At 62.4% G+C, this 19,731-nt stretch carries 23 protein-coding genes; 13 read left to right on the forward strand and 10 right to left on the reverse strand.

Annotated features, from left to right (window positions below; all coding sequences use genetic code 11):
• Positions 1–2: 2 nt before the first annotated feature.
• A complete protein-coding gene (locus DSM14862_RS11575) occupies positions 3–794 on the forward strand; it encodes an enoyl-ACP reductase FabI (protein WP_007120818.1) in 792 nt (263 codons plus the stop codon).
• Positions 795–978: 184 nt separating this feature from the next.
• Here the strand turns inward: DSM14862_RS11575 and DSM14862_RS11580 are convergent, their stop codons facing one another.
• Positions 979–2,094 carry a THUMP domain-containing class I SAM-dependent RNA methyltransferase gene (locus DSM14862_RS11580; protein ID WP_007120819.1) on the reverse strand — a complete coding sequence of 372 codons (1,116 nt, stop codon included), beginning with the start codon at positions 2,092–2,094 and terminating at the stop codon, positions 979–981.
• Positions 2,095–2,202: 108 nt separating this feature from the next.
• The gene (locus tag DSM14862_RS11585) at positions 2,203–2,631 is read right to left on the reverse strand and encodes an FKBP-type peptidyl-prolyl cis-trans isomerase (protein ID WP_007120820.1); all 429 of its coding nucleotides are present in this window, start codon (positions 2,629–2,631) and stop codon (positions 2,203–2,205) included.
• Between the two features lie 192 nt (positions 2,632–2,823).
• Here DSM14862_RS11585 and DSM14862_RS11590 point away from each other — a divergent pair, with 192 nt between their 5' ends.
• The 7 genes from DSM14862_RS11590 (at position 2,824) to DSM14862_RS11620 (ending at position 9,096) form a co-directional block, all read left to right on the forward strand.
• Complete coding sequence (locus DSM14862_RS11590; RefSeq protein WP_007120821.1) at positions 2,824–3,510, forward strand: haloacid dehalogenase type II; 687 nt, start codon at positions 2,824–2,826, stop codon at positions 3,508–3,510.
• Complete coding sequence (locus DSM14862_RS11595; protein WP_007120822.1) at positions 3,510–4,331, forward strand: alpha/beta fold hydrolase; 822 nt, start codon at positions 3,510–3,512, stop codon at positions 4,329–4,331. Before DSM14862_RS11590 ends, DSM14862_RS11595 begins: the two co-directional genes overlap by 1 nt.
• Positions 4,328–5,299, forward strand: a complete 972-nt coding sequence (locus DSM14862_RS11600) for a threonine ammonia-lyase (RefSeq protein WP_243254251.1) — start codon at positions 4,328–4,330, stop codon at positions 5,297–5,299. Before DSM14862_RS11595 ends, DSM14862_RS11600 begins: the two co-directional genes overlap by 4 nt.
• Positions 5,300–5,494: 195 nt before the next feature.
• Positions 5,495–6,298 (forward strand): 3-oxoadipate enol-lactonase, encoded by an 804-nt coding sequence (gene pcaD, locus DSM14862_RS11605; RefSeq protein WP_007121263.1) that lies wholly within the window; start codon positions 5,495–5,497, stop codon positions 6,296–6,298.
• Between the two features lie 2 nt (positions 6,299–6,300).
• Positions 6,301–6,708: a lyase family protein gene (locus tag DSM14862_RS11610; protein ID WP_040702010.1), complete on the forward strand. Its 408-nt coding sequence runs from the start codon at positions 6,301–6,303 to the stop codon at positions 6,706–6,708.
• Between the two features lie 4 nt (positions 6,709–6,712).
• Positions 6,713–7,933: a TCR/Tet family MFS transporter gene (locus DSM14862_RS11615; RefSeq protein ID WP_007121265.1), complete on the forward strand. Its 1,221-nt coding sequence runs from the start codon at positions 6,713–6,715 to the stop codon at positions 7,931–7,933.
• A gap of 71 nt (positions 7,934–8,004) precedes the next feature.
• Positions 8,005–9,096, forward strand: coding sequence for a Zn-dependent alcohol dehydrogenase (locus tag DSM14862_RS11620; RefSeq protein WP_007121266.1), 1,092 nt, complete (start codon positions 8,005–8,007; stop codon positions 9,094–9,096).
• 1 nt (position 9,097) lies between these two features.
• Here the strand turns inward: DSM14862_RS11620 and DSM14862_RS11625 are convergent, their stop codons facing one another.
• From DSM14862_RS11625 to DSM14862_RS11635, 3 genes are all read right to left on the reverse strand, one after another.
• Positions 9,098–10,375 (reverse strand): glycerate kinase type-2 family protein, encoded by a 1,278-nt coding sequence (locus tag DSM14862_RS11625; protein ID WP_007121267.1) that lies wholly within the window; start codon positions 10,373–10,375, stop codon positions 9,098–9,100.
• Positions 10,376–10,428: 53 nt separating this feature from the next.
• A complete protein-coding gene (locus tag DSM14862_RS11630; protein WP_007121268.1) occupies positions 10,429–11,418 on the reverse strand; it encodes a glucokinase in 990 nt (329 codons plus the stop codon).
• Between the two features lie 137 nt (positions 11,419–11,555).
• Positions 11,556–11,774: a hypothetical protein gene (locus DSM14862_RS11635; RefSeq protein WP_007117443.1), complete on the reverse strand. Its 219-nt coding sequence runs from the start codon at positions 11,772–11,774 to the stop codon at positions 11,556–11,558.
• A gap of 332 nt (positions 11,775–12,106) precedes the next feature.
• On the opposite strand from DSM14862_RS11635, the gene DSM14862_RS11640 reads away from it, so the two are divergent.
• Positions 12,107–12,625: a cell wall hydrolase gene (locus tag DSM14862_RS11640; protein ID WP_007117444.1), complete on the forward strand. Its 519-nt coding sequence runs from the start codon at positions 12,107–12,109 to the stop codon at positions 12,623–12,625.
• Positions 12,626–12,628: 3 nt separating this feature from the next.
• Here the strand turns inward: DSM14862_RS11640 and DSM14862_RS11645 are convergent, their stop codons facing one another.
• The 5 genes from DSM14862_RS11645 to DSM14862_RS11665 all read right to left on the reverse strand — a co-directional run bounded on the left by DSM14862_RS11645 (position 12,629) and on the right by DSM14862_RS11665 (position 15,307).
• Positions 12,629–13,057: a YqaA family protein gene (locus tag DSM14862_RS11645; RefSeq protein ID WP_007117445.1), complete on the reverse strand. Its 429-nt coding sequence runs from the start codon at positions 13,055–13,057 to the stop codon at positions 12,629–12,631.
• A 131-nt stretch (positions 13,058–13,188) separates the two neighbouring features.
• Complete coding sequence (locus DSM14862_RS11650) at positions 13,189–13,353, reverse strand: hemin uptake protein HemP (protein WP_007117446.1); 165 nt, start codon at positions 13,351–13,353, stop codon at positions 13,189–13,191.
• A 309-nt stretch (positions 13,354–13,662) separates the two neighbouring features.
• Positions 13,663–13,980, reverse strand: a complete 318-nt coding sequence (locus DSM14862_RS11655; protein WP_007117447.1) for an antibiotic biosynthesis monooxygenase family protein — start codon at positions 13,978–13,980, stop codon at positions 13,663–13,665.
• 10 nt (positions 13,981–13,990) lie between these two features.
• Positions 13,991–14,845, reverse strand: coding sequence for a ChaN family lipoprotein (locus DSM14862_RS11660; RefSeq protein ID WP_007117448.1), 855 nt, complete (start codon positions 14,843–14,845; stop codon positions 13,991–13,993).
• Positions 14,846–15,034: 189 nt separating this feature from the next.
• Positions 15,035–15,307 carry a hypothetical protein gene (locus tag DSM14862_RS11665; protein WP_007117449.1) on the reverse strand — a complete coding sequence of 91 codons (273 nt, stop codon included), beginning with the start codon at positions 15,305–15,307 and terminating at the stop codon, positions 15,035–15,037.
• A gap of 415 nt (positions 15,308–15,722) precedes the next feature.
• On the opposite strand from DSM14862_RS11665, the gene phnC reads away from it, so the two are divergent.
• The 4 genes from phnC (at position 15,723) to phnE (DSM14862_RS11685) (ending at position 19,724) form a co-directional block, all read left to right on the forward strand.
• Positions 15,723–16,517 (forward strand): phosphonate ABC transporter ATP-binding protein, encoded by a 795-nt coding sequence (gene phnC / locus DSM14862_RS11670; protein WP_007117451.1) that lies wholly within the window; start codon positions 15,723–15,725, stop codon positions 16,515–16,517.
• A gap of 45 nt (positions 16,518–16,562) precedes the next feature.
• On the forward strand, positions 16,563–17,471 hold the full coding sequence (gene phnD / locus DSM14862_RS11675; protein WP_007117452.1) for a phosphonate ABC transporter substrate-binding protein: 909 nt from the start codon (positions 16,563–16,565) through the stop codon (positions 17,469–17,471).
• Positions 17,472–17,544: 73 nt separating this feature from the next.
• On the forward strand, positions 17,545–18,423 hold the full coding sequence (gene phnE / locus DSM14862_RS11680; RefSeq protein WP_007117453.1) for a phosphonate ABC transporter, permease protein PhnE: 879 nt from the start codon (positions 17,545–17,547) through the stop codon (positions 18,421–18,423).
• A complete protein-coding gene (gene phnE / locus DSM14862_RS11685; RefSeq protein WP_007117454.1) occupies positions 18,420–19,724 on the forward strand; it encodes a phosphonate ABC transporter, permease protein PhnE in 1,305 nt (434 codons plus the stop codon). The genes phnE (DSM14862_RS11680) and phnE (DSM14862_RS11685) overlap by 4 nt, the downstream gene beginning before the upstream one ends.
• The last annotated feature ends 7 nt before the right edge of the window (positions 19,725–19,731 follow it).

Here is a 19,731-nt window from a genome sequence, read left to right on the forward strand (position 1 = left end):
TTATGTCAGGATTGCTTGCAGGAAAACGCGGCCTCATCATGGGTGTGGCCAATGAACGCTCCATCGCTTGGGGCATCGCCAAAGCGATGGCCGAGGCAGGGGCCGAACTGGCCTTCACCTATCAGGGCGAGGCCTTTGGCAAGCGTCTTGAGCCGCTGGCGCAGAGTGTCGGGTCCGACTTCATGGTCGACGTCGATGTGACCGACGATGCGTCGCTTGACCGGGCGTTTGAGGAATTGGGCGCGCGTTGGCCGACGATTGACTTCGTCGTGCATGCCATTGCTTTCTCGGACAAGTCCGAGTTGACGGGGCGGTTTTTGAACACCAGCCGGGCGAACTTCAAAAACTCGATGGATATCTCGGCCTATTCCTTCATCGACGTTGCGCGCCGCGCGCATCCGCTGATGGTTGAGAACGGCGGCACGCTGTTGACGCTGACCTACATGGGCTCGAACCGGGTCACGCCGAACTACAACGTGATGGGTGTGGCCAAGGCGGCGCTGGAGAGTGCGACGCGCTATCTGGCGAATGATTTGGGGCCGGAGGGGATCCGTGTGAACGCGATCTCGCCGGGGCCGATGAAGACGCTGGCGGGGGCCGCGATTGGTGGTGCGCGCAAGACCTATAAGCACACGGATCAGAACGCACCGTTGCGGTCGAATGCCACGTTGGAGGCTGTTGGTGGGACGGCGGTTTATCTGGCGTCTGATGCAGGCGCTTGCACGACGGGTGAGATTGTCCGCGTCGACGGGGGTTTCCATGTGCTGGGGATGCCGCAGGCGGAGAACCTGTAAGGGTTTAACTACCTCAGCCCGGAATTAAGCCGCAGGCGCCGGGCCATCGCCTGCCCGTCCCCACGGGGAGGCGATTTGGTGAGGCTGGGCGCGCCTTTTCGGGGGTGCGCTAAAGCCTCACCATAAAGTGGGACGGATGAACGCTGTAATCGCCACCCCACGGGCAGGCGCTGGCCCTCGGTCTCTACCGCAGCGCATCCGTCTGCCAGAGCCATATCTTCATCCCACCATGGGCAATCGCAGGCCCCTGCGGTTTCCAAGGCAGCCCGGTCGCCCGCGCCAAGGGCGGCTCTGACGTCACCAGCCCCACGCGCCACCCTCGGAACCGCGACTTCAGCGTCTCACCCAAAGTCCCATAAAGCGGATAGAGCAGCTTCTTATTCCCGATCCGCCCCCCATAAGGCGGGTTCACGATCACCAGCCCCGGCGGACCCTCTGGCGGCTGCACCTCCCCTGCCCCATGGCAGGCGAAATGGCACCACTCCCCCACACCCGCGCGCTCGGCATTGGCCGTGCTCATGCGGATTGCGCCCGCGTCCCGGTCCGAGCCGTAGAACCGCGCGGAAGGCACCGAAACATCCCCGCCGCTGCGCTTCTCTTCCCAAGCCCCGGCATCAAAACTCGCCAAGTCCTCAAAAGCAAAACGCCGAGAGCGCCCCGGCTTCACCCCCGCCGCGATCTCTGCTGCTTCGATCAGGAACGTCCCCGAGCCGCACATCGGATCAACCACCGGCTCACCCGGCGTATACCCACAGGACCGCAGCATCAGCGCCGCCATATTCTCGCGCATTGGCGCCTTGCCCACCGCCTCCTTATGGCCGCGCTTGTGCAGCGCCTCCCCGGAGGTATCGATGCTGAACTGCACTTGGTTGTCGTCAATGCGCACCTTCAGCACCATCGCAGCATCAGCACTGACAGTGATCCCGTGGCTCTCGCGCAATGCCGTCTCGACCCGCTGCTGCGCGGCCCCGGCGTGGTAGATCTTCGACGCCTTCGTCGTCACCTGCACCTTCACCGGCACGTCTGACCGCAGCACATCGCCAAAGGGAAACTTGCGACAACGTTTATCCAACTGTGCCAGATGGAAGGCCATAAAGCCGCCGATCCGCGCCAGAACCCGGCCCGCGCCGCGCAGTTCCAGATTGGCGCGCCAGACCTCGGGCCAACCGCCCTGAACGGTCACGCCACCGGGCTGCGCCTGTGCGTCGGCAAAGCCTTTTTCCTGCGCCTCGGCGCAGAGCAAATCCTCAAGCCCGGGCGGGCAGACAAGGAAAATCTCAAATGTATCTTGCGTATCCATGGCCCCTGCATAAGCGCCTGCGCGGCATGGTGCGAGGGGAAAAGACGCAAGCCGCGCCTTGTCGGGTCACCGGGGGGGATTGCCCCCCGGTAGCCATTGTCAGGCCGCTTAAGCGATCTTGACCAATTCGATGTCGAACTGCAGGTCTTTGCCCGCAAGCGGGTGGTTCGCGTCGAGTGTAACGGTGGTTTCGTCCACTTCCACTACGGTCACGGGCAGCGCCTGACCTTCGGGTGTCTGCATCTGCAGCTGCGTGCCGGGATCAAGCGGGATATCCGCTGGGATACCTTCGCGCGGCACCGACTGGCGCATCTCAGGGTTCACCGGGCCGTAGGCTTCTTCGCTGGGCACTTGAACGACCTTCTTGTCGCCCTCAGCCATGCCGGGCAGCGCGCTGTCGAGACCGGGAATGATCTGGCCCGACCCTACGACGAACTCAAGCGGGTCGCGCCCCTCAGAGCTGTCAAAAGTGGTGCCGTCCTGCAGGGTGCCGGTATAGTGAATCTGTACTGTGTCGCCGGATTTGACCTCAGCCATTGTTGTCTCCAATTTGTCAGGGGAAAAGGGAAGGAGGCCGCGTATCTGCACGGGTGCTCCAAATTCCGCGACAGCATGAAGATTGTGGCCCCGAGAGTAAACCCCCAGTCCCGGCCGATGGGGGAATTCGCCCCTTTTCGCCGCTTCGCCCGCATGCCACTCTGCCGCGACATATGAGGGAGAGCCAGCCAGATGCCCATTACCACCTGTGTTTTCGACGCCTATGGAACCCTGTTCGACGTGGCCGCCGCCGCCCGGGAGGCAGCCAAAGAGCCTGCCTTTGCCGCCATCGCCGACACTTGGCCGCAGCTGGCGGAACACTGGCGCCTCAAGCAGTTGCAATATTCATGGCTGCGCGCCGTAACCGGGGCGCATGACGATTTCTGGCAGGTGACCCAAGACGGGTTGGATTGGTCGCTTGAGAAAATGGGCGTCGCGGGTGACCCAGCCCTGCGCGAGCGCCTGCTGGCCCTTTACTGGGAGCTTCAGGCCTTTGCCGAAGTCCCCGCCATGCTGCGCGTCCTGAAAGACGGCGGCATGAATACTGCGATTCTGTCGAATGGCTCGCCTGCGATGTTGGACGGCGCGGTGCAATCGGCGGGAATCAGTGACCTGCTTGACGTGTCGCTGTCGGTCGAAAGCGTGGGCGTCTTCAAACCGCATGCGTCGGTCTATGATCTTGTGGGGCAGCACTACGGCTGCGCCAAGGAAGAGGTGCTGTTCGTCTCCTCCAACGGCTGGGATGCAGCAGCGGCTACGGGCTATGGCTTCACCACCGCATGGGTGAACCGGGGCGGCGATCCGGTGGACCGGCTGCCTTGGACACCGGCGCATCAGTTACGTGAACTCAGCGGTATCCCTGCATTGGCCGGCCTCTGATGGCGCGTTTTACCACCTCCGACGGGCTGTCGCTGCATTACACGGATGAGGGCGACGGGCTGCCAATCCTTTGCCTCGCGGGCCTTACCCGCACCGGCGCGGATTTCGATTATCTGGCCCCGCATTTGCCGGGCCATCGCCTGATCCGCATGGATTACCGAGGCCGTGGCCGGTCGGACTTCGACAAGAACTGGAAGAACTATAGCCTGCCGGTGGAATGCCGCGACGTGCTGGAACTGCTGGCGCATCTGGGATTGGAACGGGTCGCCGTCATCGGCACCTCGCGCGGCGGGCTAAACGCTATGGGGCTGGCGATGGTGGCGCATGATCACCTGCTGGGCGTAGCGCTGAATGACGTGGGCCCCGAGCTTGACGCCAAGGGCATCGAGTTCATCATGGGCTATCTGGGCCGCAACCCCGCCGCCAAGACCTATGAAGAGGCCGCCGCCGCCATGGCGCGCGCCTTTCCTGAATTTCACGATGTGCCGGAAAGCCGTTGGATGGAAGAGGTGCATCGCCACTACACGGCCACCGAGGACGGGCTGAAAATCACCTATGACCCTCACCTGCGCGATGCTGTTGCCACGGCGGGCCAGCCCACGCCTGACCTATGGCCGTTTTTCGAGGCGCTCCAAGGCATGCCGCTGGCTGCGATCCGGGGGGCCAGTTCCACCTTACTTAGCCACAAGACGCTTCTGCAAATGCAAGAGAAACGACCCGATATGATCGTGGCCGAAGTGCCGGGCCGTGGCCATGTGCCATTTCTCGACGAACCCGAAGCGCTGGCCGCGCTGCACGAATGGATAGGACAACTGCAATGAACATCGACATGATCCGCGCCTCTGCCGCCCGTGCGGAAGGCCATGTGCGCCGCACGCCCCTGCTGAACTCGCATTTTCTGGACGAGATCGCGGGCCGTCGGGTTTGGGTCAAACCGGAATGTCTACAACATACTGGCAGCTTCAAGTTTCGCGGCGCGTGGTCAGCACTTTCGGCACTGAACCCAGAGGCGCGCGCCAAGGGTGTCATCGCCTATTCCAGCGGCAACCACGCACAGGGCGTCGCACTTGCGTCCAAAATGCATGGCGCACCCGCCGTAATCATCATGCCAAAAGACAGCCCGCGCCTGAAAATCGCCAACACCCGCGCCTATGGGGCCGAGGTTGTGCTCTATGACCGTGCGGGGGAAAGCCGCGAAGAGATCGGCGCGAAATTGGCCGAAGAACGCGGCCTCACGCTGATCAAACCCTATGACGAGCCGCAGGTTATCGCGGGCCAAGGCACCACGGGGCTGGAGATCGCCCAGCAGGCAGCCGAGGCCGGGATTAAGTCTGCCGATGTGATCGTTTGCTGCGGCGGTGGCGGCCTGACCTCCGGCATCGCGCTGGCGCTGGAGGCCGAGGCCCCCTCTCTTCGTGCGCGCCCGGCAGAGCCTGAAGGCTTCGACGATGCGACCCGGTCGCTGCTGCAGGGGCAGATCGTGGGTAACGACCGCCCCCTCGGGTCAATCTGCGATGCCATTGTGACGCCCCAGCCGGGGGATCTGACCTTTCCGATCATGCAGCGGCTCGCCGGTCCCGGTCTGGTGGTGAGCGACGACGAGGCTTTGCAAGCGATGGGCCATGCCTTCAACCGGTTGAAACTGGTGGCTGAACCGGGTGGCGCGGTGGCGCTGGCTGCGGCGTTGTTTCGCGGCGATGAGATCGAAGGTGATGATGTGATCGTGACCATTTCCGGCGGCAACGTGGATTCGGACATGTTCGCCCGCGCGCTGCAGACGTTGGGGTAAAGACAAGGGTAGCGCCGACCCGCGGGGTGGTGCTGAAAGCGCCGCCCCATGGGGGCGGGTCATGCCGGAGGCATGCCTTTGGCATGGCGCTGCCCAGTGTACCACCGGGCGGGGCATTTCTAGATTGCCCGTATCTTTGACCTTCCGCGTTCGCGCGATATGCTAGCCACCACCGCCACTCGCAGGAGACCACCCATGCAAATATTCGACACAGGCGAGGTGCAACTCCACTACCGCGTCGACGGCCCCGATGATGGCGCGCCCGTGGTCTTTGCCAATTCGCTCGGCACCGACATGCGCCTGTGGGATCCGATCCTGTCGCTGCTCGCCCCCGGCCTGCGCATCATCCGCTTTGACAAACGCGGCCACGGTCTGTCGTCCTGCCCGCCTGCGCCCTATTCTATGGGGTCGCTGATCACCGATACCGAGCGTTTGCTCGACCATCTGAACGTCCGCGACTGCGTCTTCGTCGGCCTATCGATTGGCGGCATGATCGCGCAGGGACTGGCGGTCAAACGCCTCGACATGATCCGCGCGCTGGTGCTCAGCAACACCGCCACCAAGATCGGCAACCGCGACATCTGGGCCGAGCGGATCGCGGCGGTGGAACAGGGCGGTATCGAGAGCCTTGCCGATGCGGTGATGGAGCGCTGGTTCTCTGCCCAATTCCGCGCCACGCCGGAACTGGCGCTGTGGCGTAATATGCTGGTCCGTCAGCCGGACGCGGGCTATGCGGGCTGTTCGGCGGCGATCTCACACAGTGACTTCATGACCCCGACCTCTGGCCTGCGCCTGCCCGCGCTTGGCATCGCCGGGACCGAGGACGGCTCCACCCCGCCCGATCTGGTGCGCGAGATGATGGACCTGATCCCGGCATCGAAGTTTAAACTGATCCGCCGCGCAGGACACCTGCCTTGCGTCGAGCAGCCCCAAGAATACGCCGAGACGCTGAACGAATTCCTCGTCAGTGTCGGGCATATCTCCAAGGCGCGGGGCTAAAAGTGGCCGCCAGCGTTTTCGACAGCTCCCCTTGCGCCCGCTCCTTTGACTGCGGCGCGGCTGGGCGGCGGCTCACAGACAGTGCCGCAATGCGTGCCATCCTGCTGGTCACAGGGGCGCTGGCCAAGGTCCAAGGCGTGATCCCCGAACTCAGCGCCCCCGCCATCCACCGCGCTAGTCTTGAGAACCGCATCGAGCCCAAAGCGCGGGCCAAGGCCACGAGCCATAACGGCGTCAGCGTGCCTGCCCTGATCGACCGGTTTCGCGCCGAGTTGCAGGCCCCCAAACCCGCGCAATACGTCCCTTGGGGCGCGACCTCGCAGTACACCATCGACACAGCGCTGGTGCCGCACCTACGCCAAGCCCCCGCCGATGCCCTTGCCTTTGCCACCCGCGCGGACCACATCTAACCGGATGCCGCTGCCGCTGATCTTTATTCTTCTGACCGTGATGATCGATGCCATGGGCGTTGGTCTGATCCTGCCGGTGATGCCTGACCTGATCCGCGAAGTGCGGGGCGGCGGGCTGAGCGATGCAGCACTCTGGGGTGGTGTGCTGGCGACGGGCTTTGCCGCGATGCAGTTCCTATTCGGCCCTGTTTTGGGCGGGCTTTCCGACCGCTTTGGCCGCCGCCCGGTGTTGCTGCTGGCGCTGGTGGTAATGACTTTGGACTATGGCGTCATGGCGCTGGCGGGCAGCATCTGGCTGCTGTTGATCGGGCGGCTGGTGGGCGGTGTTACGGCGGCGACCCATGCCACCGCCTCGGCGTATATGGCCGATATTTCTTCCACACAGGACCGCGCCGCACGGTTTGGGCTGATCGGTGCGGCCTTTGGTGCAGGCTTTGTTCTGGGGCCGTTGATGGGCGGTATCTTGGGCGAATATGGCACCCGCGCACCCTTTTGGGCGGCGGCGGTGCTGGCGGCGGGCAATGCTGCGCTTGGCTGGGCAGTGCTGCGTGAGACCCTACCCCAAACGCAACGTCGCGCGTTCGACTGGCGGCGCGCCAACCCGCTGGGCGCATTGCGCGCCCTTGGTCGCCTGCCGGGCATTGGCCGGATGCTGTTTGTCTATTTCATCTATCATGTGGGTTTTGCCGCCTACCCGGCGGTCTGGGCCTATTTCGGAGTGGAGCGGTTTGGCTGGTCACCGACGATGATCGGCCTGTCGCTGGGTCTGTTCGGGGTGCAGATGGCGCTGGTCCAAGGCGCGCTGATCGGCCCGGTGACCCGCCGCCTTGGCGCGCGCAGGACGGTCATCTTGGGTCATGTCTTTGCTCTTGCGGCCTTTGCGGCGCTGACCCTGCTGACCTCGGGCACTTGGGCGCTGATCATGACCCCACTTGCAGCCCTAGCGGGCGTCATCCCTCCCGCACTCCAAGGCATCATGTCGGCCCGCGTCAGCGCAGATGCGCAGGGCGAGCTTCACGGCGCGCTCAGTTCCTCAACCGCGCTTGCAATGATCCTCTCCCCCCTGACGATGACAGCGGTCTTTGCCTATTTCACCGCGTCTGAGGCGCCGCTCTATCTGCCAGGCGCGCCCTTCTTACTCGCGCTCGTTCTGACCCTCGGCGGGCTGGTGATCTTTGCCAGCCGCCCTACCCCTACGTCACAGGCCGATTCACGCGCGTCCTAAGCCATTCCCAGTCTTGCACCGCGCGTCCATCCGGGCCACGCTGAGCCAAATTGAGATAAAGGGACAGGCCATTGCAAACCATAAAAGCCGCCGTCTGCCACGCCTTTGACAGCCCGCTGAGCGTCGAAGACGTATTGCTCCGCGCGCCGGTGTCGAGCGAAGTCGAAGTCACCCTCGACGCCGTGGCGATCTGCCATTCGGACATTTCTTTTGCGGATGGCGCTTGGGGTGGCAGCTTGCCCGCCGTCTATGGCCATGAGGCCGCAGGCCGCGTCAGCGCCGTGGGGCCAAACGTACAAGGGCTGGCCGAAGGCGATAGCGTGGTGGTGACCTTAATCCGCGCCTGCGGCAGCTGCCCCAGCTGCGCCTCGGGCCAGCCAACTATCTGCGAAACCCCACAGGATCCCGAAGGTCCGTTGCAAACCGCCGATGGCGGGCCTTTGCATCAGGCCATGGCGACCGGCGGCTTTGCCGAGAAGGTCGTCGTGGACCGCTCACAGGTCGTTAAAATCTCGCATGACATCCCCAAAGAGGCCGCTTGCCTGATCGCCTGCGGTGTCATCACCGGGGTCGGCGCGGTGGTCAACGCGGCGGAGCTGCGCGCTGGCCAAGACGTGGTGGTGATTGGCGCGGGCGGCGTTGGGTTAAACGCGATCCAAGGCGCGCGTATCGCCGGGGCGCGGCGGATCGTGGCGGTCGACATGACCGAAGAAAAGCTTGCCATCGCGCGAGAATTTGGTGCCACCGACACCGTGCTGGCCACCGATGCCAAACCGTGGCGCGCGGCGGTCAAGGCCATGGGACGCGGGGCGGATGCCGTGATCGTCACCGTCGGCGCGATCCCCGCTTATGAGACTGCCACGCGCTATCTCGCCGCTGGGGGACGGGTGATCATGGTCGGCATGCCCCACAGCGGGGCGCGTGCCAGCTATGAGCCGGTGATCCTAGCCGCAATGGGCCAAGGGATGGTCGGCTCGAAAATGGGTGATGTGGTGATCCAGCGCGATATTCCGTGGATGGTCGACCTCTACCTACAGGGCCGCTTGCAACTCGACAGCCTCATCTCAGGGCGCTGGCGATTGGATCAGATCAACGAGGCGATTGCCGATACCAAAACCGGTGCCGCGCGGCGCAATGTAATCCTGTTCAATCAACCCGACTGACTTAGCTCTCCGGCAGATCGCCGATCAGGATCGCGCGAAAATCATTCACATTGGTCCCCGTGGGGCCGGTGTGAAACAGCGCGTCAATCGCCGCAAACGCGCCGTAAGCATCGTTGCGCTGTAGCGCGCCGCGCGGATCCACGCCTGCCGCACGCATTGCGCGCGTCGTGCCGCCGTCGACAAAGGCCCCGGCATTTTCCTCTGACCCATCGATACCATCTGTATCTGCAGCCAAGGCGGCAATCTCCGCCTGCCCCTCTAAGCCAAGCGCCAAGGAAAGGGCGAACTCACTGTTGCGCCCGCCGCGGCCCTTGTGGCGCAGGGTGACTGTCGCCTCTCCGCCCGAAAGCAGGACCAAAGGCGCGCGATGCGGGAAACCGCTTTGGGCGGCCTGTCGGGCCAAAGCCGCATGAACCAACGCCACATCCCGCGCCTCGCCTTCGATCGCGTCAGACAAAACCCAAGCGTTCACCCCCCGCGCACGTGCGGCTTCGGCGGCGGCGGCGAGCGACTGACCGGCAGAGGCGATGACATCTGTGCGCGTGTTGCTTGGCGCGTCCAACGATGGCCGCTGCGCCGCGTCCTTCAGAAACGTCATGCAGTGCTGTGGCAACTCCAACCCCCGCGCGGCCACCTCCTCCAACACATCCCCCGCGCTGCGCCGTCCCGGCACGGTGGGACCAGAGGCAACAGCGCCCGGATCATCTCCCGGCACATCCGACACGATAAGGCTCACCACCTGCGCCGGATAGGCCAATTCCGCCAGCCGCCCGCCGTTCACGGTGCTAAACTGTTTGCGAATGTCATTCATGACTGAGATCGGTGCCCCTGAGGCCAAGAGCGCGCTGTTCAACGCCTGCAAATCCTCCAGCGTCAATCCCTCGGGCGGCGCGGGCAACAGCGAAGACCCACCGCCGCAGATCAGCGCGATCACCTGATCCTCTGGCCCCAAGCCCTGCAAAGCACCTTGCAGAGCACGCGCAGCCTCTACCCCGGCCTGATCGGGCACCGGATGGGCGGCCTCCAAAACCTGAATGCGCTGACACGAGGCGCCGTAGCCATAGCGCGTTACCACCACGCCTTCATAGGGATGCGGCCAAAGCGCTTCGAACGCTTGCGCCAATTGCGCCGCCCCCTTGCCCGCGCCGATCACCACTGTGCGCCCCTTGGGCGGCAGCGGGAGTATGTCCTTCAAGATCAAACGCGGGTCAGCCGCGGCAACGGCAGTGTGAAACAGCTCTGCCAAGAACTGGCGTTTCGGGCTATTGAGGTTGGACATAGGGCAAGCACACTCCGACGGCTGCGGCAATCTTGGCGGTGTGCGGCCTGCTGTCAATCCGGCAGAGGGTGATCGCGATCCGCAAAGAGACAGTTGCGCGCGCCCAGCAGACCAAAATCCGGGTCATGGCACAGGCCAAGTGGCAGCGCTTCGCGCCATCTGCTGTGCCGCCCGCCTGCGTTGAACGCCGCGAGAAAGGCCGCGTCAAATATCCATGCATTCTGCTGTGCCACGCCGCCCGTCAAAAAGACCCCGCCCCGCGCGCCTATAACCAAACCCAGATCCCCCGCAACACCCGCCAGATAGCGCGCCATCAATCCCACTGCGCGGCACGCGTTGGCATCCTCTCCGGTCTTGGCCGCCGCGAAAATTGCCGCTGCCCCGCCCAACGTCGCCGCTTCGCCGCGCGCCTGAGAAATAGCGCGATACCAATAGGGCATACCGGTGCCTGAAAGGATCGCTTCGGCCTCGACCGCCATAGTGTCGCCCATCTGCACCTCAGGCCAAAGCGCGATCAGCGCCTCGAAATAGGCCACTTCCTCGGCGCTATGCGGGGTGAGCCGCACATGCCCCCCCTCGCCCGGCACTGCCACTGGCCGCGCGCCTTGCCATACCAAAGCCCCGACGCCCAAGCCCGTTCCCGGCCCGATGATCACCCGCGGGCCCGGCTGCGAGGCTGGACCGCCTTGTAGATAGGTGACTTTCTCCGGGTCCAATGTGGCCAGTGACCATGCCGCCGCTTCAAAATCGTTAAGCAGCATCACTTTGGCCGGCGCGATCTTACAAGCCTTCGCCAGATCACCGCGCGAGATTGTGCGATTGGCATTGGTCATACGGACCCGGCCATCGACAACGACACCGGCCACCGCAACTGCGACCCCCTCAGGCGCGCTGCTCATCTTTGCACAGAAGTCGGCGCAGACCTCAGGCAGCGCTGTCCGACCGTCAGTGGCATGCTCGCTTCGGCTTATGACTGCGCCTGCCGCATCGACCGCTGCCAGCCGCAGGTTCGTGCCGCCGATGTCCCCTACGAGAAACCACATATGTCTGCCCCGATGCCCTGAATGCTGATGCAAGATGGCCCACCCGCACGGCAAAGGTCAAACAGCAAAAAACCCGGAAGCTTCTGGCTTCCGGGTCTAACTTTTAATCAGGCCGAGGTGCTATCAATCAGGTACTGTCAATCAGGTGCGACGGGCACGGTTGTGGTACTGTCGCCCTCGATTGCCGTGCCGTCATCGACAATCACTTCTTCTTCGGTGCCCGGCGCGGTCGCGACTTCTTCGCCAGTCCAAAACACAATGATCCCGATGCCAAAGATCACGACAATCGCCATACCGATTAGCGGCCATTTATGACGGCTTTCCTGCTTGTTCAGATTTGTGTCTGGTGGACTCATGATCCGCTCCCTTTCGCTTAATTCGACCTGCGCCGCGAAATATGCGTCGCGCGACCTTGTTACAGGACGAACCCGGCAGACCATGCCAAAGTTCCCAGAGGCTGGAAGGTTTCCGAGGCGCGCCGTAAATTCCACAATGGCATGTCGAAATCTGACTACAATTTATCACGTTGCCGGCGCCGCCCGCCCATCACAGCAAATGGGCCAGCCCAAGCGCCCCATTCTGCTCTGTAAGGGGGGAAATCGCCGGGTCGAAGGTACAGGACTTGCCTCACCAAGCGTTTGCTGAAAAATTGCCAGCCAAACAGCCCACTGCTTTCGGAAGGTCATCCATGCGCGCGCAATCTCGGAAATCCACGACCACCGCCCTAATCGTGGGCCTTGGCCTGCTTGCTGCCTGTGGCAAATCGCCTGAGCCGGTTTCGGTGCCTGCGCGTGATGTTGAGTGTATGGCACGCGCGATGTATTTCGAATCTAACCGCTCCAGCCGCGATGGGATGATTGCCGTGGGCACGGTGGTGATGAACCGCGTGCATTCCGACGCCTTCCCCAACACGATCTGCGGCGTGGTTGGGCAGGCGAACCAATTCGCACCGGGCGTCATGAGCAAACCCATGAACGACCGCTCTGCCCCGCTGGCGCGCGCCACGGCGCTTGCAGTGCTGCAAGGCGAGCGTCATCCCAAGGTCACGCGTGCTAAGTTCTTCCACGCCGCGTGGTACAATGCCAATTACAACAACATGCATTACGTTGTGACGGCAGGCGGTAATGCCTTTTATGAAAAGCGCCGCCCGGCCCTTGTGACCACGCCCAACCCGCTGCCGCCGCTTGAGGGCATCACACCACTTTGACACTCACATAGAACCACGTGCGATCAAGATCAGCACAAGGTAGCGCCCGCCTTTGGCAAATGTGACGATCAGGATAAAGCGCCAAAGCGGCTCGCGCAGAATACCTGCGGCCAAGGTCAGCGGATCGCCAATGACGGGAACCCAACTGGCCAGCAGGCTCCAATAGCCCCACCTCTGGTACCCGTCTGATGCGCGTGCCATCTGCTTGGCCGAGAAGGGAAACCAGCGGTGATCAGCATGATGGCTAAGGTAACGCCCAAGCAGCCAATTCAGCACCGACCCCAAGACGTTTCCCACAGTCGCCACCAACCACAAAAGCGCAACCGCATGAGACCCCGACCACATCAGCCCCAGAAGCAGCGCTTCGGATTGGGCGGGGATCAACGTCGCCGCCAACAGCGCCGCGAAAAACAGGCTCAGAAGGGCCAACACGTCAGCGGCTATCTTTGTGTAGGATAAAGGGGCCAAGCATGGCGCTCAGTTAAAGACGGCGCGCCGTCAAAGCAAGCCACAGACACATCATGCGGCACCGAGCAGAGGGCCGCCCCAGAGAGAGCCGCAGCTTACTTCGTCAGGATCAATTTCCCAGCCCGTGTGATGCGCAACGTATAGGTTTGACCGTCCAGCACGATATTGGCCGTGGTGCCGTTGGGCACCAATGCACGGGCATCATGAACGGCCTGCTCGACCGGTTGGTTTGCAGGTGACGGATCGGGTAGCTTTTGCATGAGGCTCATCGTCCTGCCTCCACCCGGTACAGCGGCTGCTGGTCAATGAAATACCGGGGCGCGAGATCGCGCGTATTTCCGCGGTGCGGGGCGCGCGGGGCATGGGATGGCAATTCGGGCGTGGTTAGGGATGTTTTCACGGGGGCGGGCTCCTTTGCGGTGACATCCCGGCTGCCGGAAACGGTGGCTTGGGCGGTATCAGTGTAAATTGTCTAAGCGCCCGAGGTTTGTACCGGGCCTCTGAACAAGCTACTTAACCCGATTATTTTAGTCAAGTATAGAAGCTGGCCCTTTTAGGTGTTACTCTAGCTAAGAGGCTTCAATCTTTTGAATGGCGCGGAACCCTTCGAAACGCGGCGACCCCTCATGCAGCTTGCGGGTTTCTCCTGCCCGCGCATGCGCCGCGCGAAACGCGTCGCTGGTTGTCCACGCCCGGAAATGCGCCTCGCTCTCCCAAACCGTGTGAGAAGCATAGAGAACCTGCCCCTCTTCCTCTGGCCCTTTGAGCATGTGGAACGAGATAAACCCTTCGGTATCTTTCAAACGGCTCTCGCGGCCCAGCCAAAGGTCTTCGAAATCGGCGGCGTTGTCGCGCAGCACGGTGAAGCGGTTCATGGCAAGATACATGGGATGTCCTTTAGTCTTTTATCAAGGATTTGCAGGGATCTTCCCGCTTGGCGGGCGGAATGACATGGGTCTCATCATAGGGGGCGGTGCCCCCAGCCTCGACAAAGCCGATAGCATGGGTCGTCACCTCAGGCGCGGCCAGGGCGATCAGGGCGGGAATGCCCCAATCGGTGCGGGCATGACCGTTGCCTGCAATAACGGCGACGGGTGGGCCATAGAGTTTCAACGCGTCCAACGCCGCGCGGGCGAATGTGGCGTCGCGGTAGCGTTGCACCTCGACCATGCCGCCCATCATCTCACGCGGCATCGCTTCGCAGTGGGCTGTGAACTGCACCTCGATGCGCGCGGCTTGCTCAATGTCCGGCAGCAGCTGGTCAAGACCAAAGCGCCCCGCCTCAGGCCCAAATAACGCTGCCGCCCCATCACGATAGACAGCACGCACCGCCTCGCGCGGGGCAGCGGCACCGATGATGCGCGCAGCCCCCATTGCGTCAAAGATCGGCGCGTAGATATCGAAATCCTGCCAGCCGCTGGCGGTCCAAGCCTGTGCAATCTGACTGCGGTCGGCATCGGCTTTTGCGCCCTGCTCGGCCGTCAGCATCTCAAAGACAACAGCCGTAGGGTGCAGCACTTCCAACGCGGCGGCCTGTTCAAGATGTGCATGGGGATTGTCGTGGACTTCGCCCAAGATAACGATGTCGGCGGTGGGGGCAGCACCGGCTGGCAATGCAAGGCAAAATAGAAACGCACTCAGGCCCATGAGCGCCCCTTCAGGGAATGTGATGCGGAAGGATGCAAGATACTGTCGCAGGCAATTGTCTCGAACCATGTAGTTGAGCTCCAGCAAGGTGAGATACGTCTTCATCGGTCCGTCCGCCGCCGCCTATTTCGTTGCAGGGCATAGAGGTTTGTTCAACCACGGCCCAAACATGGCACACCTGCAGTCATGCATCTGACGGCAATACGCCTCACAGCTGCACAACAAAGAAGACGTTCGGGAAATCATCAACGTCGCTCTATTACCCTTCAGCCATCCGAGACGTCCCTCCCCAGCTCAGACCTTGGGCACTTCCGTTTCAACCTGCGGATCGATATCGTTTTTCACTTCAGGATCGTTGTAGTTGTTGGGGTCAAAGTCATCAGGATCATACGGGTCCTCATGGTCAGCAATGCCACTGACGTGGGTGGTGCCGCTTTCCTCATCGTAGACCAAACCATAACTCGCCTTACCCTCGCTTTTGTAGCGCTGAAACTCGTGAATGCCTGCGTAGATAAAAACCAATGTGATCGGCAGCAGAATCAAAAATGCGATAACTTGTGCGCTCATGAACGCGCTCCTTTTTTTCGTTTGCGGGGGCCGTATCACCGATGGGGCGCGTGGGTTGGGCGCTGCACAGCCGGTGATTTCGCCTAAGATGATTTAGCCTGCGCTACATCGCGCAGCTGAACAAGATGTGGCCCTACCTAATTGGCCCTACGAGTGAAAGCCCGTATCGCGGTATTTAGTTCCATAATCCCTTATTTTTCTGCGCCTCGGCCCTGAAATTGGATGCCTTACGAGCCAAGAAACCCGCACCCGCAACCCCCCAGAACCATGCTCTGCACAGCTGCCCGCGCCACACCGAACGGGCTACGTGCTCCGCAGGTTTCTCAAAAAGCGACGCGTTACAAAAGCTTCGTCAAACTTAAACATTCGTGACATTCACCGCTGCGATAGCTCGCCCCGTAAACCCGGGGGACTTATGCTCGTCATATCTGAACTGACCAAAACATTCGGCGCAAACACTGCGGTGGCCCGCGCCAATCTGCAGGTCGACAAGCCGCAGATGATCGGGATCATCGGGCGCTCTGGCGCGGGGAAATCCACGCTGCTGCGGATGTTGAACCGGCTGACCGAGTCCTCTTCGGGGCAAATCCTGTTCCAAGGGCGCGATGTGACCGCCCTGCGCGGGGCGGCCCGGCGCGGCTGGCAGGCGGAATGCGCGATGATCTTTCAGCAGTTCAACCTCGTCCCGCGCATGGATGTGGTCTCGAACGTACTGCACGGCACGCTCAACCGCCGCTCGACGCTCAGCAGCATTTTCAACCTCTACCCCGATGCCGACATCACCCGCGCGATTGAAATCCTCGACCGTCTGGGCATCGCGCAACATGCGCCCCAACGGGCCGAAGCGTTGTCGGGCGGGCAGCAGCAGCGCGTCGCCATTGCCCGCGCCCTGATGCAAGACCCGCAGATCATTCTGGCCGATGAACCCATTGCCAGCCTCGACCCGATGAACGCGCAGGTGGTGATGCAATCGCTGCGCCGCATTCACGAGGAAGACGGCCGCATGGTCATCGCCAACCTACACACGCTGGATACCGCGCGCCGCTATTGCGACCGCGTGGTGGGGATGCGCGACGGCAAAATCGTCTTTGACGGCACGCCCGCGCAGCTGACCACCAGCATGGCCCGCGAAATCTACGGTGCCGACAGCAGCTTCTCCGAAGCCGCCACCTCAACCGAGATCGAAACGCTGGACAAGGTGCCAGCCTGACACGACCCGCCCCACGGGGCATATTTTCAAACTGGAGACGACAAAATGAAGAAGCTCATCGCCGCCGCATTGGCAACAACTGCCCTGACCGGCGCTGCACTGGCCCAAAGCGCCGATGTCACCGAATTTCGCATCGGCATCCTCGGCGGGGAAAACGCGCAGGACCGGATGAACTCCTACGAATGTCTGCGCGGCTACACCGAAGAACGCCTTGGCGTTCCGGCCAAGCTTTTTGCCCCGGCTGACTATAACGGCGTGATCCAAGGCCTGCTGGGTGGCACGCTCGATATGGCGTGGATGGGGGCCTCAAGCTATGCCGCCGTTTACCTGCAAGACCCCGAAGCGGTTGAGCCGGTGCTGGTCAAGATCAACCTTGATGGCTCCTACGGCTACCACTCCATCGGTTTCGCGCGCAAAGATGCGGGCATCAACACGCTGGAAGACATGCAAGGCAAGGTCTTCGGCTTTGGCGATCCGAACTCGACCTCTGGCTACCTGATCCCCTCCATCGAAATCCCCCAGACCACGGGTGCGACAATGGAATCTGGCGACTACTTCGGCGAAGTGAAATTCACCGGCGGCCATGAGCAGACCATCGTTGCGGTCAACAACGGTGACGTGGCGGGCGGCGTGACATGGGCCGACGGTCAGGGCAACTGGGAAGACGGCTACAACTCCGGCGCGCTGCGCAAAGCGGTGGACGCGGGCCTCGTCGATATGAATGATCTGGTGGAAATCTGGCGCTCCAAACCGATCCCCGAAGGCCCGGTCGTGCTGCGCAAAGACCTGCCCGAAGAGGTCAAGGCGACCATGACCGCATTGGTGGATGAGCTGCACGAGATGGACGCCGATTGCGCTTACGGTGTGGCCGCGGGCGAAAGCCTTGGCTTCGATCCGATTGCCCATGACGCCTATGTCTCGATCGTCGAAGCGCGCAAGGCGAAATCCAACTGATCCTTAGGGACGAAAGACATCTGGCAGGTCCCGGCAACGATTGTCGGGGCCTGTCGTCATAGGGGGACGACAGATGCACCAAACCACCACCGCGCCGCAGATCACGGCCGATTACCTTGCCCATACCCGACAAAAGCGGGTGATGAATATGATCCTGCTGGTCGTTTTCGTGGCCCTGCTGATCGGCGGCTTCGGCACGGCCAATACCCGCAACGCTGGCGGGTTCTGGAATGGGCTGCCTAATGTCTTTGATTTCCCCGCCGATGTGCTGAGCGAGGCTTGGGAGCGCGTCCATCTGCTGCCCGGCTATTTCGGGAAATACCTCCCCTCTCTCATCGAGACGGTGAACATCGCCGGGGCCGCGACGCTGATCGGCGCGCTCTTTGCCTTCTTCGCCGCCCTGCTGGCCACCCGTGGCCTTGCCCCCGCGCCATGGCTCGTCGCCCCGCTGCGCCGTTTGCTGGATGTGCTGCGCGCGGTGCCTGAGATTGTTGTGGCCCTCGTCCTGATCTTCCTGCTCGGCGACGGTCCGGTGCCCGCGATGATCGCCATCGCGCTGCATACCGTGGGCGCGCTTGGCAAGCTCTTCTCTGAGGTGAATGAGAACGCTTCGCTTAAACCCGTAGACGGCCTTGCCTCTGTCGGGGCGGGCTGGCTGCAACGGATGGTCTTGGGCGTCGTGCCGCAGGTCGCGCCCAACTACCTCTCCTATGGGCTGCTGCGGTTCGAGATCAACATCCGCGCCTCCGCCATCCTCGGCTTCGTGGGCGCAGGCGGCATTGGCTATGACCTGCGCAACACGATGTCCTGGGGTCAGGGCAAATTCGACGAGGCGGCGGCGATCTTCCTGCTGCTCTTCGGCACCATCATCATCGTTGACCAAATCTCGAGCCATTTCCGCGACCGGCTGACCCATGGCCGCGCCTATAAGGACAAGGGAGCCATCCTGTGACCGACCTTACCGCTGCCACTTTCCCCGCCCAGCAGACCGCCAGCCGCAGCTTCCGGCGCAAGCGCATCGCTAGCCTCGCCGCGCCGGTGCTGATCCTTGTCTATCTCGCTTACGTCTTCTTTGCCTTCGACGTGGCCGGGCTGGGAGATCGGATCAGTGTCTCCAACATGAAGACGTTGGTGGCCGACAGCTACAGCTACAAAACCCATGTCGCCCGCGACAACCGCAACGGCGAGATGGAGATCGCCATCGAAGGCGAGCGCAAGGGCCGCTACGCGCCGGGCACCTCCCCCGATTGGGTCACCTTGGGTGAGACGACGCTAGTCGAGCTGGGCGACGGTCATGCCGTCGAACTTGGCCCCGAAGTGCGCTATGACGTGCCGGGCTACGGGCTAATCACCGCCACACCGGGGCGCAGCGGCGTCAATGCCACCCTGCCGGACGGCCCCCTGCCCGAATGGATCAACGCCTCCAAAAACCGCCTTGCGGTGACCACGGACGCAGGCCGTCTGACGATCACCCGCAACCGGGCCGAGGTCTTCCGCTATTTCAATGGGTGGGAGCTGTTCTTCTTCACGCTCGACAGCCCCTATCACGGCATGTCCCCGCTAGAGCTGCTGCGCAGCGGCGAATACGGCGCGATCTGGCAGGATTTCTGGACCAACAAAATGTGGCGTCACGGCGATGTCGCTTGGGCGCTGGTCGAGACCATTCTCATGGCCTTCCTCGGCACCTTTGGCGCAGCGATGATTGCCCTACCGCTGGGCTTTCTGGCCGCCAAGAACTTTTCCCCATTAGGCGGTCTGCGCTTCGCCGCGCGACGGCTTTTTGACTTCTTGCGCGGCGTCGATGGGCTGATCTGGACCATCGTCTTGTCCCGCGCCTTTGGCCCCGGCCCCCTCACGGGGTCGCTGGCGATCCTCCTGACCGATACCGGCACCTTCGGCAAAATCTTCTCCGAGGCACTGGAGAATGTAGACGAAAAACAGATCGAAGGTATCGCCTCCACCGGGGCCGCGCCGATGCAGCGCTACCGTTTTGGCGTCATCCCGCAGATCACCCCGGTGCTGCTGAGCCAAGTGCTCTACTATCTGGAGTCCAACACCCGTTCAGCCACCATCATCGGCGCGATCACCGGTGGCGGCATCGGTTTGCTGTTGACCCAAGCGATCATCACCCAGAAGGATTGGGAGGAAGTCAGCTATTACATCGTGCTGATCATCCTGATGGTTGTGGCGATGGACAGTTTCTCGGGCTGGCTCCGCCGCAAGCTGATCGCGGGCACCTCAGACGGCCATTAAGGCCGCG

The sequence above is a fragment of the Sulfitobacter indolifex genome (assembly GCF_022788655.1).
GTDB lineage: Bacteria > Pseudomonadota > Alphaproteobacteria > Rhodobacterales > Rhodobacteraceae > Sulfitobacter > Sulfitobacter indolifex.